The organism is Burkholderia sp. KBS0801 (assembly GCF_005937855.2).
Lineage (GTDB): Bacteria > Pseudomonadota > Gammaproteobacteria > Burkholderiales > Burkholderiaceae > Burkholderia > Burkholderia ambifaria.
Map to the genome: position 1 here is coordinate 172390 of NZ_CP042177.1, position 18237 is coordinate 190626.

General features: G+C 68.9%; 13 protein-coding genes and 1 tRNA gene. 6 read left to right on the plus strand and 8 right to left on the minus strand.

Annotation, left to right across the window (positions count from 1 at the left end):
* Positions 1-14: 14 nt before the first annotated feature.
* Positions 15-737 (minus strand): SGNH/GDSL hydrolase family protein, encoded by a 723-nt coding sequence (locus FFI87_RS00785; RefSeq protein ID WP_138848422.1) that lies wholly within the window; start codon positions 735-737, stop codon positions 15-17.
* Positions 738-1019: 282 nt separating this feature from the next.
* Between FFI87_RS00785 and FFI87_RS00790 the strand changes: the two genes are divergently transcribed.
* Entirely contained in the window at positions 1020-3107 is a 2088-nt protein-coding gene (locus FFI87_RS00790) for a UvrD-helicase domain-containing protein (protein WP_006751043.1), read from the plus strand.
* A gap of 88 nt (positions 3108-3195) precedes the next feature.
* Here FFI87_RS00790 and FFI87_RS00795 read toward each other — a convergent pair whose 3' ends face one another.
* Positions 3196-4104, minus strand: coding sequence for a c-type cytochrome (locus FFI87_RS00795; protein WP_138848421.1), 909 nt, complete (start codon positions 4102-4104; stop codon positions 3196-3198).
* 261 nt (positions 4105-4365) lie between these two features.
* On the opposite strand from FFI87_RS00795, the gene FFI87_RS00800 reads away from it, so the two are divergent.
* Both FFI87_RS00800 and FFI87_RS00805 read left to right on the plus strand, forming a co-directional pair.
* A tRNA-Arg gene (locus tag FFI87_RS00800) sits at positions 4366-4441 on the plus strand.
* A 241-nt stretch (positions 4442-4682) separates the two neighbouring features.
* Complete coding sequence (locus FFI87_RS00805; RefSeq protein ID WP_138848420.1) at positions 4683-6269, plus strand: TIGR04222 domain-containing membrane protein; 1587 nt, start codon at positions 4683-4685, stop codon at positions 6267-6269.
* Between the two features lie 27 nt (positions 6270-6296).
* Here FFI87_RS00805 and FFI87_RS00810 read toward each other — a convergent pair whose 3' ends face one another.
* From FFI87_RS00810 to FFI87_RS00835, 6 genes are read right to left on the minus strand one after another with little or no spacing between them, the layout of a single operon-like run.
* Positions 6297-9086: a glycosyltransferase gene (locus tag FFI87_RS00810; protein WP_138848419.1), complete on the minus strand. Its 2790-nt coding sequence runs from the start codon at positions 9084-9086 to the stop codon at positions 6297-6299.
* Positions 9083-10291 carry a dTDP-4-amino-4,6-dideoxygalactose transaminase gene (gene rffA / locus FFI87_RS00815; RefSeq protein WP_138848418.1) on the minus strand — a complete coding sequence of 403 codons (1209 nt, stop codon included), beginning with the start codon at positions 10289-10291 and terminating at the stop codon, positions 9083-9085. The genes FFI87_RS00810 and rffA overlap by 4 nt, the downstream gene beginning before the upstream one ends.
* Before the next feature lie 60 nt (positions 10292-10351).
* The gene (locus FFI87_RS00820) at positions 10352-11002 is read right to left on the minus strand and encodes a class I SAM-dependent methyltransferase (RefSeq protein WP_138848417.1); all 651 of its coding nucleotides are present in this window, start codon (positions 11000-11002) and stop codon (positions 10352-10354) included.
* Between the two features lie 10 nt (positions 11003-11012).
* Positions 11013-11720, minus strand: a complete 708-nt coding sequence (locus FFI87_RS00825) for a WbqC family protein (protein WP_138848416.1) — start codon at positions 11718-11720, stop codon at positions 11013-11015.
* A gap of 5 nt (positions 11721-11725) precedes the next feature.
* A complete protein-coding gene (locus FFI87_RS00830) occupies positions 11726-13111 on the minus strand; it encodes an NAD(P)/FAD-dependent oxidoreductase (RefSeq protein ID WP_138848415.1) in 1386 nt (461 codons plus the stop codon).
* Complete coding sequence (locus FFI87_RS00835; protein WP_138848414.1) at positions 13108-13893, minus strand: class I SAM-dependent methyltransferase; 786 nt, start codon at positions 13891-13893, stop codon at positions 13108-13110. The genes FFI87_RS00830 and FFI87_RS00835 overlap by 4 nt, the downstream gene beginning before the upstream one ends.
* A 404-nt stretch (positions 13894-14297) precedes the next feature.
* Here FFI87_RS00835 and FFI87_RS00840 point away from each other — a divergent pair, with 404 nt between their 5' ends.
* The 3 genes from FFI87_RS00840 to FFI87_RS00850 are packed head-to-tail and all read left to right on the plus strand — an operon-like array spanning position 14298 to position 18234.
* Positions 14298-16094, plus strand: a complete 1797-nt coding sequence (locus FFI87_RS00840) for a tetratricopeptide repeat protein (protein WP_138848413.1) — start codon at positions 14298-14300, stop codon at positions 16092-16094.
* Entirely contained in the window at positions 16091-17032 is a 942-nt protein-coding gene (locus FFI87_RS00845; protein WP_175661374.1) for a UDP-glucuronic acid decarboxylase family protein, read from the plus strand. Before FFI87_RS00840 ends, FFI87_RS00845 begins: the two co-directional genes overlap by 4 nt.
* Positions 17029-18234 carry a class I SAM-dependent methyltransferase gene (locus FFI87_RS00850; RefSeq protein WP_138848411.1) on the plus strand — a complete coding sequence of 402 codons (1206 nt, stop codon included), beginning with the start codon at positions 17029-17031 and terminating at the stop codon, positions 18232-18234. The genes FFI87_RS00845 and FFI87_RS00850 overlap by 4 nt, the downstream gene beginning before the upstream one ends.
* Positions 18235-18237: the final 3 nt, after the last annotated feature.

The window sequence follows — 18237 nt, forward strand, 5'->3', positions numbered from 1 at the left end:
CCGCCGGGAGGCCGTCAGCGTGGCGCGTGATCCGGCGCGCGCTGCCGCGGCAGGGCGGCGGCCACCTGCGCGGCCCACGCGGCGCAGGCCGCCGCGCCCGGATGAAAGCCGTCGGCGGCCATCAGGTGGCGTTCGAGCGGCAGCGCGACGCGCAGGAACGTGCAGTTCGGCCGGGTCGCGGCCCAGTCGGCGAGCGCGGCGTTGAGCCGCTTCGCGCGCAGCCCGAGATACCACGCGAGCGGCTGCGGCAGCGCCGGAAAGCGCTCCATCGGCGGCACCGCCGACAGGATCACGTGCCCGACTTCAAAGCGCGCGGCGAGCAGCCGCACGAGTTCGGCCTGCTGCGCCTGCCAGCGGGCCGGCGGCACGCCGCCCGTCACGTCGTTGACGCCGAGCGAGGTCACGGCCACGTCGAACGACTCGGCCGGCTCGGTCGCGAGCCAGTCGACGAGCTCCCGCGTGGTCAGGCCGGTGCGCGCGAGCAGCTTCCAGCCGACCCGGTGGCTGGCCGCGAGCGTGCGCGCCAGCTGCCCGGACAGCGCGTCGTGCTGCGACGCGACGCCGACGCCCGCGGCGGCCGAATCGCCGACCACCAGCACGCGTAGCGGCGGGCCGTCGCCGGCCACGCCGTCGCGCGGGCCGGCCGCCTCGGGCAGCCGCGGCGTGACGCGGCGCACGTGGCGCCCCTGGAGGAACAGCAGCGGGCCGAGGGTGGCGGTGGCGAACGGGTATCCCATGAAATCGATCCGGTGTGACGATGCTGGCGGGCCCGGCGCGCAGGTGCGCCGACATGCGTCCATTGTGGCCGATCGGGCCGCGGATGGGGCCGGATTGGCCGATCGGACAGGGGGCGAAACGACAGCCTGCCTGCGCGATCCCCGTGCGGCGGGGTTCCCGAAAAGTACGCCGCCGACGTGTTAACATGCGCGTCCTGCCCCGTGTGTCCGCCTGCATTCCAGGCCTGCCGCGCGCGGCATCCTCCCGGCGTCTCGCCGTCAACCGCAACATCATCCGCCATCATGTCCGCAGGCCTCAACCCCGCTCAGAACGAAGCGGTGCGCTACCTCGACGGTCCCTGCCTCGTGCTCGCCGGCGCGGGCAGCGGCAAGACCCGCGTGATCACGCAGAAGATCGCGCACCTGATCGAAGCGAAAGGCTTCGAGCCGCGCCACATCGCGGCCGTCACGTTCACGAACAAGGCAGCCGCCGAAATGCGCGAGCGCGTGTCGAAGCTGCTGGAGGGCAAGACGCTCACCACGCCCGGCAAGGAAGGCCGCAAGGTGCCCGTCAACCAGCTCACCGTGTGCACGTTCCACTCGCTCGGCGTGCAGATCCTGCGCCAGGAGGCCGAGCACGTCGGGCTGAAGCCGCAGTTCTCGATCATGGATTCGGACGATTGCTTCGGGATGATTCAGGAGCAGATCGGCACCACCGACAAGGGCCTGATCCGCAAGATCCAGAGCACCATTTCGCTGTGGAAGAACGGCCTGATCATGCCCGACGAGGCGATGACGATCGCGGCCAACGAGGACGAGCACCAGGCGGCGCTGGTCTACCGCAACTACGTCGCGACGCTGCATGCGTACCAGGCGGTCGACTTCGACGACCTGATCCGCCTGCCGGCCGAGCTGTTCGCGAAGAACGAACAGGTGCGCGACCGCTGGCAGAACAAGCTGCGCTATCTGCTGATCGACGAATACCAGGACACCAACGCGTGCCAGTACGAGCTGCTGAAGCAGCTCGCCGGCCCGCGCGCCGCGTTCACGGCGGTGGGCGACGACGACCAGGCGATCTACGGCTGGCGCGGCGCGACGCTCGAAAACCTCGCGCAGCTCGGCAAGGATTTCCCGAAGCTGCACGTGATCAAGCTCGAGCAGAACTACCGGTCGACCGTGCGGATCCTGACCGCCGCGAACAACGTGATCGCCAACAACCCGAAGCTGTTCGAGAAGAAGCTGTGGTCCGAGCACGGGATGGGCGATTCGATCACCGTCACGCCGTGCAACGACGAGGAACACGAAGCCGAATCGGTCGTGTTCCGGCTGTCCGCGCACAAGTTCGAGCGGCGCGCGCAGTTCCGCGACTACGCGATCCTGTATCGCGGCAACTTCCAGGCGCGGATCTTCGAGCAGGTGCTGCGGCGCGAGCGGATTCCGTACGTGCTGTCGGGCGGCCAGTCGTTCTTCGACAAGGCCGAGATCAAGGATCTGTGCGCGTACCTGCGCCTGATCGCGAACGCCGACGACGATCCCGCGTTCATCCGCGCGGTCACGACGCCGCGCCGCGGGATCGGCAACACGACGCTCGAGGCGCTCGGCTCGTTCGCCGGCCAGGCCAAGGTGTCGCTGTTCGAGGCCGTGTACATGGGCGGGATCGAGGCGCGGCTGTCCGCGCGGCAGGTTGAGCCGCTGCGGATGTTCTGCGACTTCATCCAGCGCCTGACCGATCGCGCGGACAAGGAGCCCGCGACCGTCGTGCTCGACGACATGATGGAGGCCATCCACTACGAGGCCTACCTGTACGACGCGTTTGACGAGCGGCAGGCGCAGTCGAAGTGGCAGAACGTGCTCGAATTCCTCGAGTGGCTCAAGCGCAAGGGCACGAAGCCCGAGACGGAAGCCGTCGACGGCGAGGCCGAAGGGTTCCACAACGCGGACGGGCTCGCCGATACCGGCAAGAACCTGCTCGGCCTGATTCAGACCGTCGCGCTGATGTCGATGCTCGAAGGCAAGGACGAGGATCCGGACGCCGTGCGGCTGTCGACCGTCCATGCGTCGAAGGGCCTCGAGTATCCGCACGTGTTCCTGGTCGGCGTCGAGGAAGGCATCATGCCGCACCGCGGCGGCAGCGAGGACGACGGCCCGATCGACAGCGAACGGATCGAGGAGGAGCGCCGGCTGATGTACGTCGCGATCACGCGCGCGCAGCGCAGTCTGCACCTGAACTGGTGCAAGAAGCGCAAGCGGGCGCGCGAGACGGTCGTGTGCGAGCCGTCGCGCTTCATCCCCGAGATGGGGCTCGACGAAGCGCCGCCGCCGACGCCGGAGGAAGCGCCGATGACGCCGAAGGACCGGCTCGCGAGCCTGAAGGCGTTGTTGCAGAAGTGATGTGCGCGCTGGCCGTCGTTTCGGCCTCGGCAAAACAAAACCCCCGCGATGCGCGTGCATCGCGGGGGTTTTTTCTGGCCGGCAGGCGTTACTTTGCCGCGTTGACCATGTAGTCGACGGCCGCCTTCACGTCGGCGTCGGACGCGTTCGATCCGCCCTTCGGCGGCATCGCGCCCTTGCCGTGCAGCGCGTAGTTGTAGACGGTATCCATCGACTCCTTCAGGCGCGGCGCCCAGTCCTCCTTGCTGCCGAACTTCGGCGCGCCCAGCACGCCGGCCGCGTGACACGCCTGGCACACCTGCGTGTACAGCGCCTTGCCGGCCGATGCGGCGTCGGCGCTGGTGGGTGCGGCCGCGGGCTTTTCGCCGGCCTTCGGAATCGCGGCGATCGCGGCCATTGCGGCGGCGGCTTGCGCGTTCGATGCGTCGGCGCCCGATGCGCCTGCCGTGGCCGCCGCGCCCGCCGCGCCGCTTGCTGCCGGCGCCGCATTGGCGGCCGGGGCAGCCGGCTCGGGGAAGTTCGCGCCGTCGTTGTTCGCCATGTAGACGATCGCACGGGCGATTTCATAGTCGCTGACGTCGTCGGGGTTCGTGCCGCCGCGCGGCGGCATCGCGCCCTTGCCGGACAGCGCCGTCTTCAGCAGCGTGTCGAAGCCCTGCGAGATGCGCGGCGCCCAGTCGTCCTTGTTGCCGACCTTCGGCGCGCCGGCGGCGCCCGTGCCGTGACAGGTCACGCACACGGCCTTGTAGACTTCCTCGCCGGTCTTGTACGTGCGGGGCGCGTTGGCGTCCTTCACGTCGACCTTCGCGATCGGTGCGATGCGCGCGGCGACCTGTTCGTCGGAGAGCGCGTCCGTGCCTGCGCCCGCACGGAACGCATGGTTGGCATAGGTGGCAAACAGGACGATCACGGCGATCGGAATCGCGAATGATGCGATGACAACGGCAATCAGCTGCCCGGGAGTTTTGACGGGAGATTCGTGGGGTGCTTCGCTCATGCTTGCCTCGTCTCCATTAATAGGAATTGTGAGCGCGGTGCAACGGCAAATGGCAGTCCAATGAAGCACGGACGATTATAGACGGAACGTTTACATCACGGCGAGCGGTGCGAAGGCGCGTGTTTACCCGCACGAAAGGGGGCCGGGTGGGGTTTCGGGCGGGCACGGTGGACGCGTCATGGGAAACCGGGTATCCTTGCCGTCTTGCCAATGGTGGGCGGCCGGTTTATCAGGGTCGGTTCACTGTTGTCACTGTCATATGCGCCCGTAGCTCAATGGATAGAGTACTGCCCTCCGAAGGCAGGGGTTGCTGGTTCGATCCCAGCCGGGCGCGCCAAGTCTGCCTGATTCCAGGCACCGAACTTCCCGATCCGTTTGTCCCGAATTCGCTGAAGCGCTGAATTGCGCGATCGGCTGAGTCCGTATGGCTCTCGATATCGCGTCGTCTCGTCAGCTCCGTGGCATCCACCGCCCGTTTCCCGCGCCGGTTCGCTGCCGCGCCGTCATGCGAGAATTCCCCACCGACAACTCCAAGCGTCGATCGCGGCGGCCGTCCGCGCATCGCGCCGACTCTCCCGATGGCAGCCATCCCGTCTCTCCCGAGCGCACGCGATGCCCGCGCGCTGACCGATGCGCAGCAGGCGCTCCTCACGCGCCTGCTCGCCTATTCCCCCGACGACCCGCACGCCCTGCTGCCCTACAGCCGCCGCCTCGCCGAAGCGGAAGGCTGGACGCATGCGCACGCATTGGCCGTGATCGACGAATACAAGCGCTTCGCGTTTCTCGCGCAGGCAGCCGGACACCCGGTCACACCGTCGATCGCGGTCGATGCCGCATGGCATTTCCACCTGCAATACACGCTCGAATACTGGGACGTGTTCTGCGCCGGCGTGCTGCGCGCGCCGCTGCATCACATGCCCGGCACCGGCGCGCCGGACGAAGCCGCCGTGTACGCGCGGTGCTACCAGGACACGCTCGACAGCTATCGCCGCCTGTTCGGCTGCGAACCGCCCGCGTCGATCTGGCCGCGTCCCGAACCTCGACCCACCGACGCCGGAACACCGCACACGAATGCAACGAAGGCAGCGCCAGGCACGAACAGGCCGACAGAACCGCCGTCCGCCGCCATTCCGGCAGGCCGCCGCATCTGGCGCGACCGCCTGCCGAAGGCCATCGTGCCGGCCGCCGCCGCGAGCGTCATCGCGACCGCCGCATCGGCGCGCGATTTCGATGTCCTGAACTACACGGGGCCGCAGTTTCTCGCGTTCTATCTGCCGGTCTGCATCGTCGCGCTGCTGCTGATCGTGGTGCTGCAGCAGATCGAATACCGCTGCCGGCGCCGACGCGCACAAGCCTTCTCGTCGGTCTTGACGGCCGAGGAGGCCGCCTATCTGATGGGCGACGAATCGCGGGCCGTGCAGGTCGCGACGCTGTCGCTCGTTCAGGCGGGCGCGATCGACCTGTCGATGGGCGGGCGGCTGGGCGCGCGCGTGCGCAGCGTCGATCCGACGCGGGGGGGTGCGTATGCAGACGAGTGCGCGTGGCTGGCCGCGCTACCGGACGGCGAGGCCAGCTTCGGCGCGTTTCGTCAGTTGCTTGCGCGACGCGTGTCCGATTACGCGAACGCGCTGCGCGGGCGTAGGGGCGCGTGGCTGTGGGAAGCGGGCGAGATGCGGGCAGCACGAATGGGTTCGCGCGCGATCGCGCTGGCCGTGCTCGGCACGGGCGCGGCGAAACTCGCGGTCGGGCTGAGCCGCGGCCGGCCGGTGCTGCTGCTCGTGATCAGCATGGCCGTGTTTGCAATCGCGTACCGGATCGTCACGCGACGCCTGACGGGATTCGGGCGCGGCGGCCTGACGGTCGGTGCGAGAGCTGCGCTCGCCGAACACCAGCGCGCACGCCGTGACGAGCCCGATTCACCGGACGCGGTGCTATGGGCAACCGCATTGTTCGGCGCGGGCGCGCTGGCCGGCACCGCGTGGGCCGCGCATTCGATGGCGCTGATGGAGCCGCCGCCGGTGCCGCCCATGGCCGCGCGCGGCGGCGGCTCGTCCGGTTCCACGTCCAGCTCCTCCGACTCGAGCTCGAATTGCTCGTCGTCGAGTTCATGCAGCTCCAGCTCGTGCAGCTCGAGCAGTTGCGGCGGGTGTTCGTCGAGCAGCTGACGCACGAAGCTCCGTGCGCGGCCGTCGTCAGTCGATCGCGGCGTCCGCGATCGCCGTTTCCGGCGCGCTGGCGCCAATCTCCATGTCCGCCGCATCGATGATCGCGACCCAGTCGAACGCGGGCATTGCGGCCAGCTGGTCGGCGGTGGCCGCATACTCCTGCGCCGACGTACTCAGGTAGCGCAGCCGCTCCGTCCACTCGGGCAACGGTCCGGGCGACGTCGTCAGCACGACGCTCAGCAGATCGCGCTCGCCACGCGCCGCGACGATGCGCAGCGCGGCTTGCACGCGTTCGGCGTCGCCGGCGGCGTCGAGGATCAGCACACCGGGAATCGGCGCATCCCGCAGCGGCAAGCGCACGGCCGTGCCTTCACGTTCGGCGCACATCCGGTAGATCTCGCGAATCAGCGGCAGGCGCGCCTGCAGCGCGTCGTGCTTGCGCACGCGGGCCTGCGCGGTACGCGCGATCCGCCGGCGCAGCGCCGGCTGCGTGACCACGCGCTCGAGCGCGTCGTCCCAGGCGTGCGCGGTATCGCCGGCGAGCAATGCGTCGTCGCCGTCGCTCAGCGTGATGCGCACGGCCGGCCGGTCGCTCGCGACGACGGCGATGCCGGCGGCCGCGAATTCCTGCCGCTGGATCACGCTGGCCACGCCGTCGTCGGTATCGGCAAGCGGCATCAGCGCGACGTCCCAGTCGAGCGCGCGCAACTGCTGCGCGTAGGCGCGGTATCCGTCGGGCGCGGGCCGGAACTCGGCCGCCGGATGATCCACCCAGCCGGGCGGCACCTGGGCGCCGAGGAACTGCACGGCGATGCGGCCGGCATGACGCTCGCAAAGCGCGCGCAGCGCGGCGTCCACCCGCGCGAAGTTGGCCGGCAGCAGCGATGCGCCGGCGACGCCGATCGTCACGCGTGCATCGCCGCGTGCGGGCACCGCGCGCAGGAACAGGTCGAGATCGACGCTGTCGGGCAGCACGAACACGTTCGGATTCCACGGCCGGTACTGGCGCGCGAGGTCCGGTGTAGGGACGATGATCGCGTGCGCGTTGCCGAGCGTGAACGCGATGCCGGTCCATGTTGAGTCGGCCTGCGTCGTCGGCTGCGCGGCGAGCGGAAGATCGGTCGCGTAGATCACGGGCTTGTCGAACTCGAAGATCGCGCTCAGCGCCTTGAGCGGCAGCAGGCCCGGCGTGTGGCGATCGAGCAGCACGACATCGGCCGTGGCGATCGCCGCGCTGTCGGCCAGGCCGCTGACGAGCGTCCACTCGTCCTCGAGCCGCGCGAACGGCAGCGCGAAACGGCGCTGCACGGACGCACCGTCCACCGGATCGATCGCGTACGCGACGAGGCGCTTCTTCTGCCGCGTGCGCATCGCGGGCGGTTCGCCGCCGGGTGCCGCAATCGCCGCGAGCGGCCGCCGGCCCTGTTCGGCGAGCCGCGCGTACAGCGCGCCGTGGCGGGCGGCCTCGGCGTCGACGGGCAGCGCGTGTACCGCCGCATTCACGTGACGATACGTGGCGGCCATCGCGTCCGATGGCACCACCAGCGCATCGGCGCGGCGGATCGCGTCGCGCATGGCGGCGAGCCGGCGCGCGCTGCCGGCGATGTGCGGATCGTCGAGCGAAAACGCGTCGAGCGGCCGGTCGAGGTCGCAGACGATCGGCGTGTCGAGCGCGAACATCTGCTCGAGCGCGGCGCCGGACAGTAGGCTCGGCGTCGCGCCGTGCAGGACGATCACATCGGCCCGTTGCAGCACGTCGAGGTCGATGCCGTTCGCGCCGACGGGAAAGTCCACGGTCCATTCGCGCCCGGGCAACGAGAACCGCGCCGCGACATGCGCGTGCACGGCCGGCTCCGCGCACACGACGGCCATGCGCCGCGTCGCGGGCGCGGTCGGTCGCGCGGCGGCCGCACCGTTCGGGCCGGCGCGCTCATCGAGCTCATCGGCGCGTGCCTGGGTCTTGTCGACGAACTGCCGCAATTGCCGCCAGAACGTCGTCTCTTCTTCCCGATACACGTCGCGCGCTTCGTGCACGGTCGCCTTCGCGTGCGCGATTTCGTGCGGATCGAGCCCCCACGCGATGCCCTTGCCGCCCATCACCCAGCGTTCCGCATTCGGCATCGACGCGTCGTTCAGGATGCAGACGACCGGGCAGCCGCACAGCAGCGCCTCGAAGGCCGCGGTGGACCATTCGTACAGGTACAGGCATTCGACGCGGCGAAACAGCTCGGCGAGCTCGTGCGCGGAGCGCGGCGTCACGCGGCCCGAGATCTCGATCGAGTCGGCCGTCGCCGGATGCAGGTTGCCGCCGCGGCGCAGATGCCGGTTCAGGAACACGGCCGTGCCGCTGCGGGCCGCGTCGTCGACACCGTCGCAGTGGAAGATGCGCGTATCGACGAGCGGCATTCTCAGCAGGTCGGCGTGCCATCCGTCGGGCACGATCGACGGCCCGAACGCGAACACGAGATCGGTCGGCGCAAGCGCGATCGGCTTCGCGTTGATACGGCCCGGCTCCGCGAGCAGGTAGCGCGCGACGCAGCGCGCGTTGAACGGGTTCTCGTCGACGATTTCCGGATAGACGGCGACCGGGCTGCGGCCCGCGGCGTCATGCGCGTGCGCGACTTCCGGCGTCAGCAACGGCGTGCGCAAGTCGCGGTGCACGACCGTCGTGTTGACATAGGCCTCGCAGCCGAGCAGGTTCAGCGCGTGGCACAGGTAGTGCATCGCGCGCACGCCGCCGGAGGTCTGCAGGTACGGCGGCGCGAAGACGTAGTACGGATGGCCGAGCGACGCGAAGATGCGGGGTGAGTCGTTCATGAAAGGGAGGGCTCGAGGTGCGACGAAGCAGGGCGGACGGCCGGTCGCGCGCCGCTGCGGTAGAAGTCGGATACCACCTGAAGGACGCGGTCCTGCTCCGCGTCGCTCATCGCGTGGTACAGCGGCAGGCGCACGAGCCGGTCGGCGACGTCGTCGGTCACCTGCATGCCGGAGCCGCAGCGGCCGTAGCGGCGGCCCGCCGGCGAACTGTGCAGCGGCACGTAATGGAACACGGCGAACACGCCCGCGGCGCGGATCCGCTCGAGCAGCGCCGTGCGCTCGCCGAGGTCGCGCGCGAGGAAATAGAACAGATGGCCGTTGCCGGCTTCGCTCAGTGGCGTCGCGGGCAGCGTGAGGTGGCCGGCGTCGTGCAGCGGCCCCAGCGCATCCTCGTAGCGCTTCACGGTCGCGCGCCGCTGCGCGGTGATCACGTCCGCGTGCTCGAACTGCGCGTACAGGAACGCGGCGATCAATTCGCCCGGCAGATAGGACGAACCGAGGTCGACCCACGTGTACTTGTCGACCTGGCCGCGAAAGAACTGGCTGCGGTTGGTGCCTTTCTCGCGGATGATCTCCGCGCGCTCGACGAGCCGCTCGTCGTTGACGAGCAGCGCACCGCCTTCGCCGGCGATCACGTTCTTGGTCTCGTGGAAGCTGAGGCACGCGAGGTGGCCGAGGCTGCCGAGCGGCTTGCCCTTCCATGTCGACTGGATCGCCTGCGCGGCGTCCTCGACGACCCACAGCCGGTAGTCGTCGGCGAGGTGCGCGATCGTGTCCATGTCGCACGACACGCCCGCATAGTGGACCGGGACGATCGCGCGCGTGCGCTCGGTGATCGCGGCGGCGACCAGTCTTTCGTCGAGGTTCAGCGTATCGGGACGGATGTCGACGAACACGGGCGTCGCGCCGCGCAGCGCGAACGCATTGGCGGTCGACACGAACGTATAGGACGGCATGATGACTTCGTCGCCCGGGCCGACGTCGGTGAGGATCGCCGCCATCTCGAGCGCGGCCGTGCACGAGTGCGTGAGCAGCGCGCGATGGCAGCCGATGCGCGTTTCCAGCCACTGGTGGCACAGCTTCGTGAATGCCTGGTCGCCGGCGAGTCCGCCCTGTTCGACCGCCTTCGCGATGTAGTAGAGCTCCTTGCCGACGATGAACGGACGGCCGAACGGAATGCGGTCGAGATTGGGAGGAGCGAACATGACGGAACTCCGCGAAGGCGTGAAGAGGGGCAACGGGGCCGGCGGCTTGCGCGTGCGCGCTCAGCCATCCTTCCGGACGAGGATCGTGAATTCGTACAGCCCGTAGTCGTGCAGCAGCGCGACGTGGCGCGAGTAGCGGTGCTTGCAGCGATCGAACAGCGCGCACGGATCGGCGTAGTACAGCCGCTCGGGTCGCATGTGCGGCGGATCGGAATACGACGTCAGGCAGTTGAACGCGAAGCCGAGACGGCTCGTCGCGTGCAGCGTGTCGAGCGTTGCGTGGATATAGTCGAGCCACGCGTCGTCGCCGTGGCCGCGATGCACGTTGAAGATGCCCGACGCGATGCCATAGTCGGCGAGCGACGACGGCGTGTCGCCGACGTGGAACGACACGTCGCCGCGATCGCGATAGCGCTGCCGGGCTGCATCGATCATCTCCGGCGACACGTCGTTGCCCGCATACGCATGGCTGCGCCCGGCCGCATGCTCGTCGAGAAAATCCACCAGCGCGCCGTAGCCGCATCCGAGGTCGTTGACCGAGAAGCCGTCGGCCGCGGGCGCGACGATCTTCGTCAGTTGTGCAAACCGCAGCCGCTGGCCGTCCTCGCCGTTCCAGTCCACGCCGCGTGCGGTCTGGCCGTGCTCGGCCAGCCGCGCGCCGTAATAGGCGGCGACGTCTGCCAGCAGGCCCGAGTGTCGGGAATCGTGCATCGCGTAATCCTCAGTGTCGGCCGGTCACGACATGCCGGCGCGCATCCGGCCCGCAATGAAACAGCACGTCGAGCACCGTCACGCCGTGGACGAACTCGCCCCACAGCTGCGCGTACGGCGGATAGGCCGGATAGTCGAACCAGCGCACCGCGACCTGCGCGGCGGCGAACCGGCTTTCGTCGAGATAGTCGCGTGCGGCGGGGCCGGACAGGTATTCGGTCGCGCCGGCCTGCAGGCACAGGTTCAGCAGCTTGTCGGTGCGGTCGCCTTCCAGCGTGTAGTCGGACGACGACGACATGCGCGTGGCGATGCCGAGCTGCCGGTTAACCCAGGTCAGCATCGCGAGATTCAGCGCACTCAACGTGTCGTGCCGGCCGTGCAGGTAGAGCGCTTCGAGCTCCGGCGCGTAGCGCGCGAAATGCGGCGCGCGCGCGTAGTTCTGGCGCAGCCGCGTCCAGTGCTGTTCGGCCCACTCCGTGCCGTCGATCTCGGTTTCGCGAATGCTCTGGTGATAGCGCCCCTTCACCCGGACCGGCACGGTCAGCCACTGCACGCCTTGCGGCGTCTTGATCTGGTTGCGGTTGCGCCAGTCGCGCCGCGTGTACTGCGCGTCGTCGTACAGGATGAATTCGTCGGTCGCGGCGATCAGGTCGAAGTAGCCCTTCCACGGGATGTAGTTCGACTGGACGATCGCGACGCGTTTGGGCTGCGCAGTCATGTCGTTCAGACCGGAATGTGACCGTACCGGTACATGTCGACGAGTTCGGGCGGAATTCCCCAGTCGGTCGCGCCGAGCCGGTCGTGCAGCGCCTCGAGATCCGCGCGGATCGTGCGTTCGAGCTGCTCGACCATGCGGTTGCGCGCGGGCACGAAGTCGTGCTGGTAAGCGGCGTTGATCTGGTGGCGGACCGTCTTCGCGATCGCTGCATCGCGCGACAGGTTGCGGATCAGCGGCCGCTCGGGCGCCAGCTGCGCATAGCGCGAATCGATCGGCAGCCCGCGCATCGCGGCGACGAGGTCGCGGCACAGCACCGGCGACAGGTGGAAACCGTCGCGCTTGGTGCCGCCGAGAATCCACAGGTCGCGCACGCTGGTTTCGCCGATCAGCGGATACAGGTCGGACGTCGTCGGCCGCCAGCCGACGTTCACGTTGACGAGATTCGCGCGCGAGAACCGCGAGTTGATCTGGTCCATCGCGGATTTGAGCAGCGTGTACGCGCTGCCGGCGTGCCCGTGCTCGTGCGGCACCGGGCTGATGTAGTTGCTGGCGCCGACGAGCGTGCGGTCCGGACCGTACGGCGCCGAATAGACGCCGCACGCGAGGCCGCGGTTGGTCGTGCGCACGCAGTGCGTATGCACGTTTTCGCTGCTCTGCAGTTCGATCGACATGCCGATCCCGTAGAACAGCCGTTGCACCGGCAGCTCGGGCACGCTCGCCTGCAGCACGCGCGTCAGGTTCGCGCCGTTGCAGAGCACGAACCGGTCTGCGTCGAGCGTCGTGCCATCGCTCAGGCGTGCACCGGCCACGCGCCCGCCCGCGACGTCGATGCGTTCCACTTCGGCCGACACGAACGTGACGTTGCCGCCCTCGGCCACGCTGGCCTGGAGCGCATCGAGAAACTGTTTCGGGTTCGCCCAGCCTTCGCGCTTCAGATACACCGCATTCAGCGCGCGGAACTGCGGCAGCGGCTGGTAGTTCGGGATGCCGGCCGGATCGACCGCCTCGCACGGCTCCTCGAACTCGTGGCAAAAGCGCCGCATCGCCGCGAAGTTCTCGTCGTCGAGCGCGTCGGTCGCCGCGTTGTTCAGCACGTAGGTGCCGAAGCCGTGCGCGACCGCGCGATCCGGCGTGCAGATCTCCGCAAATACGTCGGGCCACGCGGCGGTCGCCGCGCGGCTCAGTTCGAACTTGAAGCGATCGATCGGCGTACCGAGCGAATCGCCTTCCAGTTCGGTGAACGAGTTGAGCATCGCGGCGGCCGCGCGCGTCGCCGAGCCGGGGCGCTGCGCCGGGCCGACGACGACGAGCTCGATGCCCGGCTCGGCGCGTTGCCAGGCACGGGCCGTCATCAGCCCGAGGATGCCGTTGCCGAGGATCGCGATCTTCATGGGCGCACCCCGCCGCCTTCAGGGAAGCTCAGATAGCAGAGCGACGGATACGACTTCGCCTTGTGGATCCGGTGCGGATGCTTGCCGAGCAGCTCGCGCACGTAGTGGATCCCTTCGGCCGGCGTCTGGCCGCCGCGCGTGAGTTGCCAGAACGCGACCACGCCGCCCGGCACGAGGCGCTTCATCACCGTCTCGAACGCCTGCCGGGTCGGGCCCGGCACGTTCAGGTCGAACCACGCGAGCGCGACCGGTTCGCCCGGATGCGTTTCCTCGTAGGCGGCCAGCGTGTCGCGGCAATCGCCTTCCCATACATGGTGCTTGCCGTTCACGTGGCCCATCGCGTTGTTGCGCTCGTGCAGCGACAGCAGGTTGCGCAGCAGGTCCGCATAGTCGCCGGCGAGCGAGTACGTGCCGTCGGAGAACAGCTTGCGGTCGCGCGAATCGCCGTCGGAGAAGCCCGCGTAGCCGGTGAACGTATCGAACGCGTGAATCCGGCGCTGGAAGTTCAGCGGCTCGAGGATCGCGCGGAAGTTTTCGCACAGCACGGCAGTCTGGCCGCGCCAGGTGCCGAGGTCGAGGATCGAGCCCGGCAGCGGCACGATCTGCTCGTAGACCTCGAACGTCGCGAGGATCCGCGCGAGCAGCGAGCCGCGCACGAACAGGCCGAGCGAGCGTTCGAACTCCTCTTGCGTCGCGGGATAGGTCTGCATCAGGTCGAACAGTTCGCGTCGTGCGGCGAGCTGGTCGTCGTTCGAGTTGGAGATGATTGAGGACTCGTGCATACACATGGCTCCAGGCGCTGAGGGTGGCTTCGGGGCATCCCCGGCCGCGGGCCGGCAAGCGGCTTGCGCCCTGCGCGATCGGCCGCGCGGTGGACGCCTCCAAGTCTGTGAACGAGTCTAGCGACCCGCGCGCCAATCAAATGCCGGATTAGCGGGCCGTTTTCCCCCGCATTTCGGGGAATGCCGGCACACGCCGGGGCCGGGCGCGAGTCGCAACCTTGATCGTCGTCAAGCCGGCCGCCGCACCTTCACACGAAAAGCGACCAAATCCGCCACCTGCTCCGCCGATTGGAACGGCGGGCCCACGCCGAGAATGCTGGCATGTCGAGGGCCGTCCGCGCGTGTGCGATGCCGGCCTCCGCGCGGTTGCGCGCTCCGTATCGAACTCACGCTGGCTTACCACGATGACTGATCTCACGCTGTCCGACTCCCCCGTCGCCACGATCGAAGCGGCGCTGGCGCTCCACCAGGCCGACCGGCTCGAGGAAGCCGAGACGCTGTACCGCCGGATCCTCGACGCCGATCCGCGGCACGCGGACGCGCTGCACCTGCTCGGCCTGATCGGTCACCAGTACGGGCGGTATCACGAGGCGACGGAACTGATCATGGCGGCGATCGAGATCAAGCCCGACGCGACCTACTACTACAACCTCGGCAACGTGATGCAGGCGAACAACCGCCCGGCCGCCGCCGCCGAGTGTTTCCGCCTCGCGATCGAGCTGCGGCCCGGCTACGTCGACGCCTATAACAATCTCGGCAACGCGCAGCGGCTCGCGGGCCATGCACGCGAGGCCGTCGACGCGTTCTGCCAGGTGATCGCGCTGCAGCCCGACCACGGGCAGGCCTACAACAACCTCGGCAACGCGTTGCTCGACCTGAACGAGATCCCGGCCGCGCTCGAGGCATACCAGCACGCGGTCGCGCTGCGTCCGGAACTGCCGGAGCCGCGCAGCAACCTGCTGTTCGCGTACCACTACAGCGACGCGTTCGACCCGCACGCGTACCTCGACGAAGCCGCGCGCTTCGATGCGCTCGTCACGCAGCGCGCGCAGCCGTACTCGACGTGGCGGGTCGACCTGAGCGCGCGCATCGGGCGGCCGCTGCGCGTAGGCATCGTGTCGGGTGACCTGAAGGCGCACCCGGTCGGCTATTTCATCGAAGGGATGCTCGCGCACGTGAAGCGCGAGCGCGTCGAACTGCATGCGTATCCGACGCGCGAGATCGAGGACGACGTGACCGCGCGCATCAAGCCGCGCTTCGCGTCGTGGACGTGTGTCGCCGGCCTCGACGACGCGGCGGCTGCCGCGCGCATTCACGACGACGGCATCGACGTGCTGATCGACGCATCCGGCCACACGATCCATAACCGCTTGCCGCTGTTCGCGTGGAAGCCCGCGCCGCTACAGGTGAGCTGGCCCGGTTACTTCGCGAGTACCGGCATGCGCGCGATCGACTACGTGCTCGGCGACCGCCACGTGATGCCGGCCGACGAGGCCGTGCATTTCGTCGAACGCGCGTGGCACCTGCCCGATAGCTACTTGTGCTTCACGCCGCCGGCCGTCGAGCTCGACGGCGGCCCGCTGCCGATGCTCGCGAACGGTTATCCGACCTTCGGCTATTTCGGCAAGCTCGCGAAGCTCACCGATCGCGTGATCGACGTGTGGTCGCGCGTGCTGCGCGACGTGCCGAACGCACGGCTGTTCGTGAAGGCGCCGCATCTCGACGATCCGCGCGAGCAGGACGCGCTCGCGGCCCGCTTCGCCGCGCACGGCATCGACGCGGCGCGTCTGCTGTTCGAAGGACGGTCGCCACGCGACGAATATCTGGCGGCCTACCGGCGCGTCGACCTGATGCTGAGCCCGTTCCCGTACCCGGGCGGCACGACGACGGCCGAGGCGCTGTGGATGGGCGTGCCGGTGCTCGGCCGCCGCGGCGCGCGGTTCCTGTCGCATATCTGCGAAAGCCTGCTGCACGCGGCGCGCCTGCCCGAATGGATCGCGGACGACGACGACACGTATGTCGCGAAGGCCGTCGCGTTCGCGCGCAATCCGGCCGAGCTGGCCGTGCTGCGCACGACGCTGCGTGCGCAGGTGCTGGCGTCGCCGTTGTGCGACGCGCCCCGCTTCGCGCGTCATTTCGAGGAGGCGCTGCACGAAATGTGGGTGCGCCGCGTCGACGCCGCACCGGGAGCCGCAGCGTGAACGGCCAGTCCGTCCTCGTCACCGGCGGCGCGGGCTTTCTCGGCTCGCACCTCTGCGAGCGGCTCGTGCACGCCGGCTACGACGTGATGTGCGTCGACAACTTCCACACCGGCAGCAAGCGCAACATCGAGCACCTGATCGGCCAGGTCAATTTCGAGGTGATCCGCCACGACGTGTGGCTGCCGCTCTACGTCGAAGCGGACCGCGTGTTCAACATGGCGTGCCCGGCGAGCCCCGTGCACTACCAGAGCGACCCGGTGTCGACGGTGAAGACGGCCGTGCTGGGCGCGATCAACATGCTCGGTCTCGCGAAGCGCTGCGGCGCGCGCATCCTGCAGGCGTCGACGAGCGAGGTGTACGGCGACGCGCAGCAGCATCCGCAGCAGGAAAGCTACTGGGGCAACGTGAACCCGAACGGGCTGCGCGCGTGCTACGACGAAGGCAAGCGCTGCGCCGAGACGCTGTTCTTCGACTATCACCGCCAGCATCGCGTCGATATCCGCGTGGTGCGGATCTTCAATACCTACGGGCCGCGCATGCGCGCGGACGACGGGCGCGTCGTGTCGAACTTCATCATGCAGGCGCTGCGCGGCGAGCCGATCACGTTGTACGGCGACGGCAGCCAGACGCGCTCGTTCTGCTACGTCGACGATCTCGTCGAAGGGCTGTTGCGGATGATGGACCAGGACGACGACACCGGCCCGATCAACCTCGGCAACCCGAGCGAGATCACGATCCGCGAGCTGGCCGAATGCGTGCTGCGGCTCACCGGGTCGAAAAGCCGCATCGAATATCGCCCGCTGCCGGCCGACGATCCGCTGCAGCGCCGTCCCGACATCGGCCGCGCGCGCCAGCGTCTGGACTGGCAGCCCGGCATCGCGCTCGAGGATGGCCTGAAGGAGACGATCGCCCATTTCCGCAAACAGGTGAATGCATGAGCCCCGACCTGATCGACGCCCCTTGCCCCGTCTGCGCGCATACGGTTGCCGCACCGTTCTTCCCGGCCGGCGAGCGCACGCTCGCGACACTCGCATGGCCCGCATCCGCCGAAGCGGCGCGCGGGCTGCCGCGCCATGCGCTCGACTTCGTGCAGTGCCCGCAGTGTTCGCACGTATGGAACCACCGCTTCAGCTACGACGCGATTCCGTATCAGAGCAACCCGAACCGGATGTTCAACAGCGGCGGGATCTGGAAAGGCCATCTCGCGGCCACGCGCGACCTGCTGCTCGGCACGCTGCCGGCCGAGCCGACGGTCGTCGAGATCGGCTGCGGCGAAGGCCATTTCGTGCGCGGCCTCGCACAGGCGAGCCGCGGCGGCCGTTTCGCCGGCTTCGATCCGAACGCGAGCACGGGCACCGGCAACGGCATCGAATTCCACGCGCGGCTGTTCGAACCCTTGGCCGACATGCCCGCGTTTCGTCCCGACGCGATCGTGATCCGGCACGTGCTCGAACACCTGACCGAACCCGCGAAGCTCGTCGAGCAGCTCGCGTGGGGCGCGTCGCGCCAGCCGAACGCGTGCTGGCTGTTCGCGGAAGTGCCGTGCATCGACCGCGTGTTCGAGACCGATCGCCTCGCCGACTTCTTCTACGAGCATGTATCGCAGTTCACGACGGAGTCGTTCCGCACGCTGATGGCGCGCGCCGGCGAGATCGTGACGCTCGCGCACGGCTACGACGGCGAAGTCGTCCATGCGCTCGTGCGGCTTGGCGTGCCCGCGCACGCATGCACGCGTGCCGACGCATCGTTGCGGTTCGCGGCGCGCTCGGTCGAGAATCGCGCGGCAATCGCGGGGCAGCTCGCGGAACTCGCCGGGTCGGGGCGGCGCGTCGCGATCTGGGGCGGCACGGGCAAGGCCGCTGCGTTCATCCATCACTTCGATGCCGATGCCGCGCGCTTTCCGCTCGTCGTCGATTCCGATCCCGACAAGGTCGGCACCTATGTGCCGGGCACCGGCCAGAAGATCGAATTCCGCGACGCGCTGAAAGCGGCGCCGGCCGACGTGATCATCATTCCGACGCAATGGCGCGCACGCGACATCGTCGCCGAGATGTCGCGCGAAGGGATCGCGGCCGCGGCCGTGATGATCGAGCACGACGGCCGACTGATCGACTTCGGGCGCGAACCGCATCCGTATTGAGCG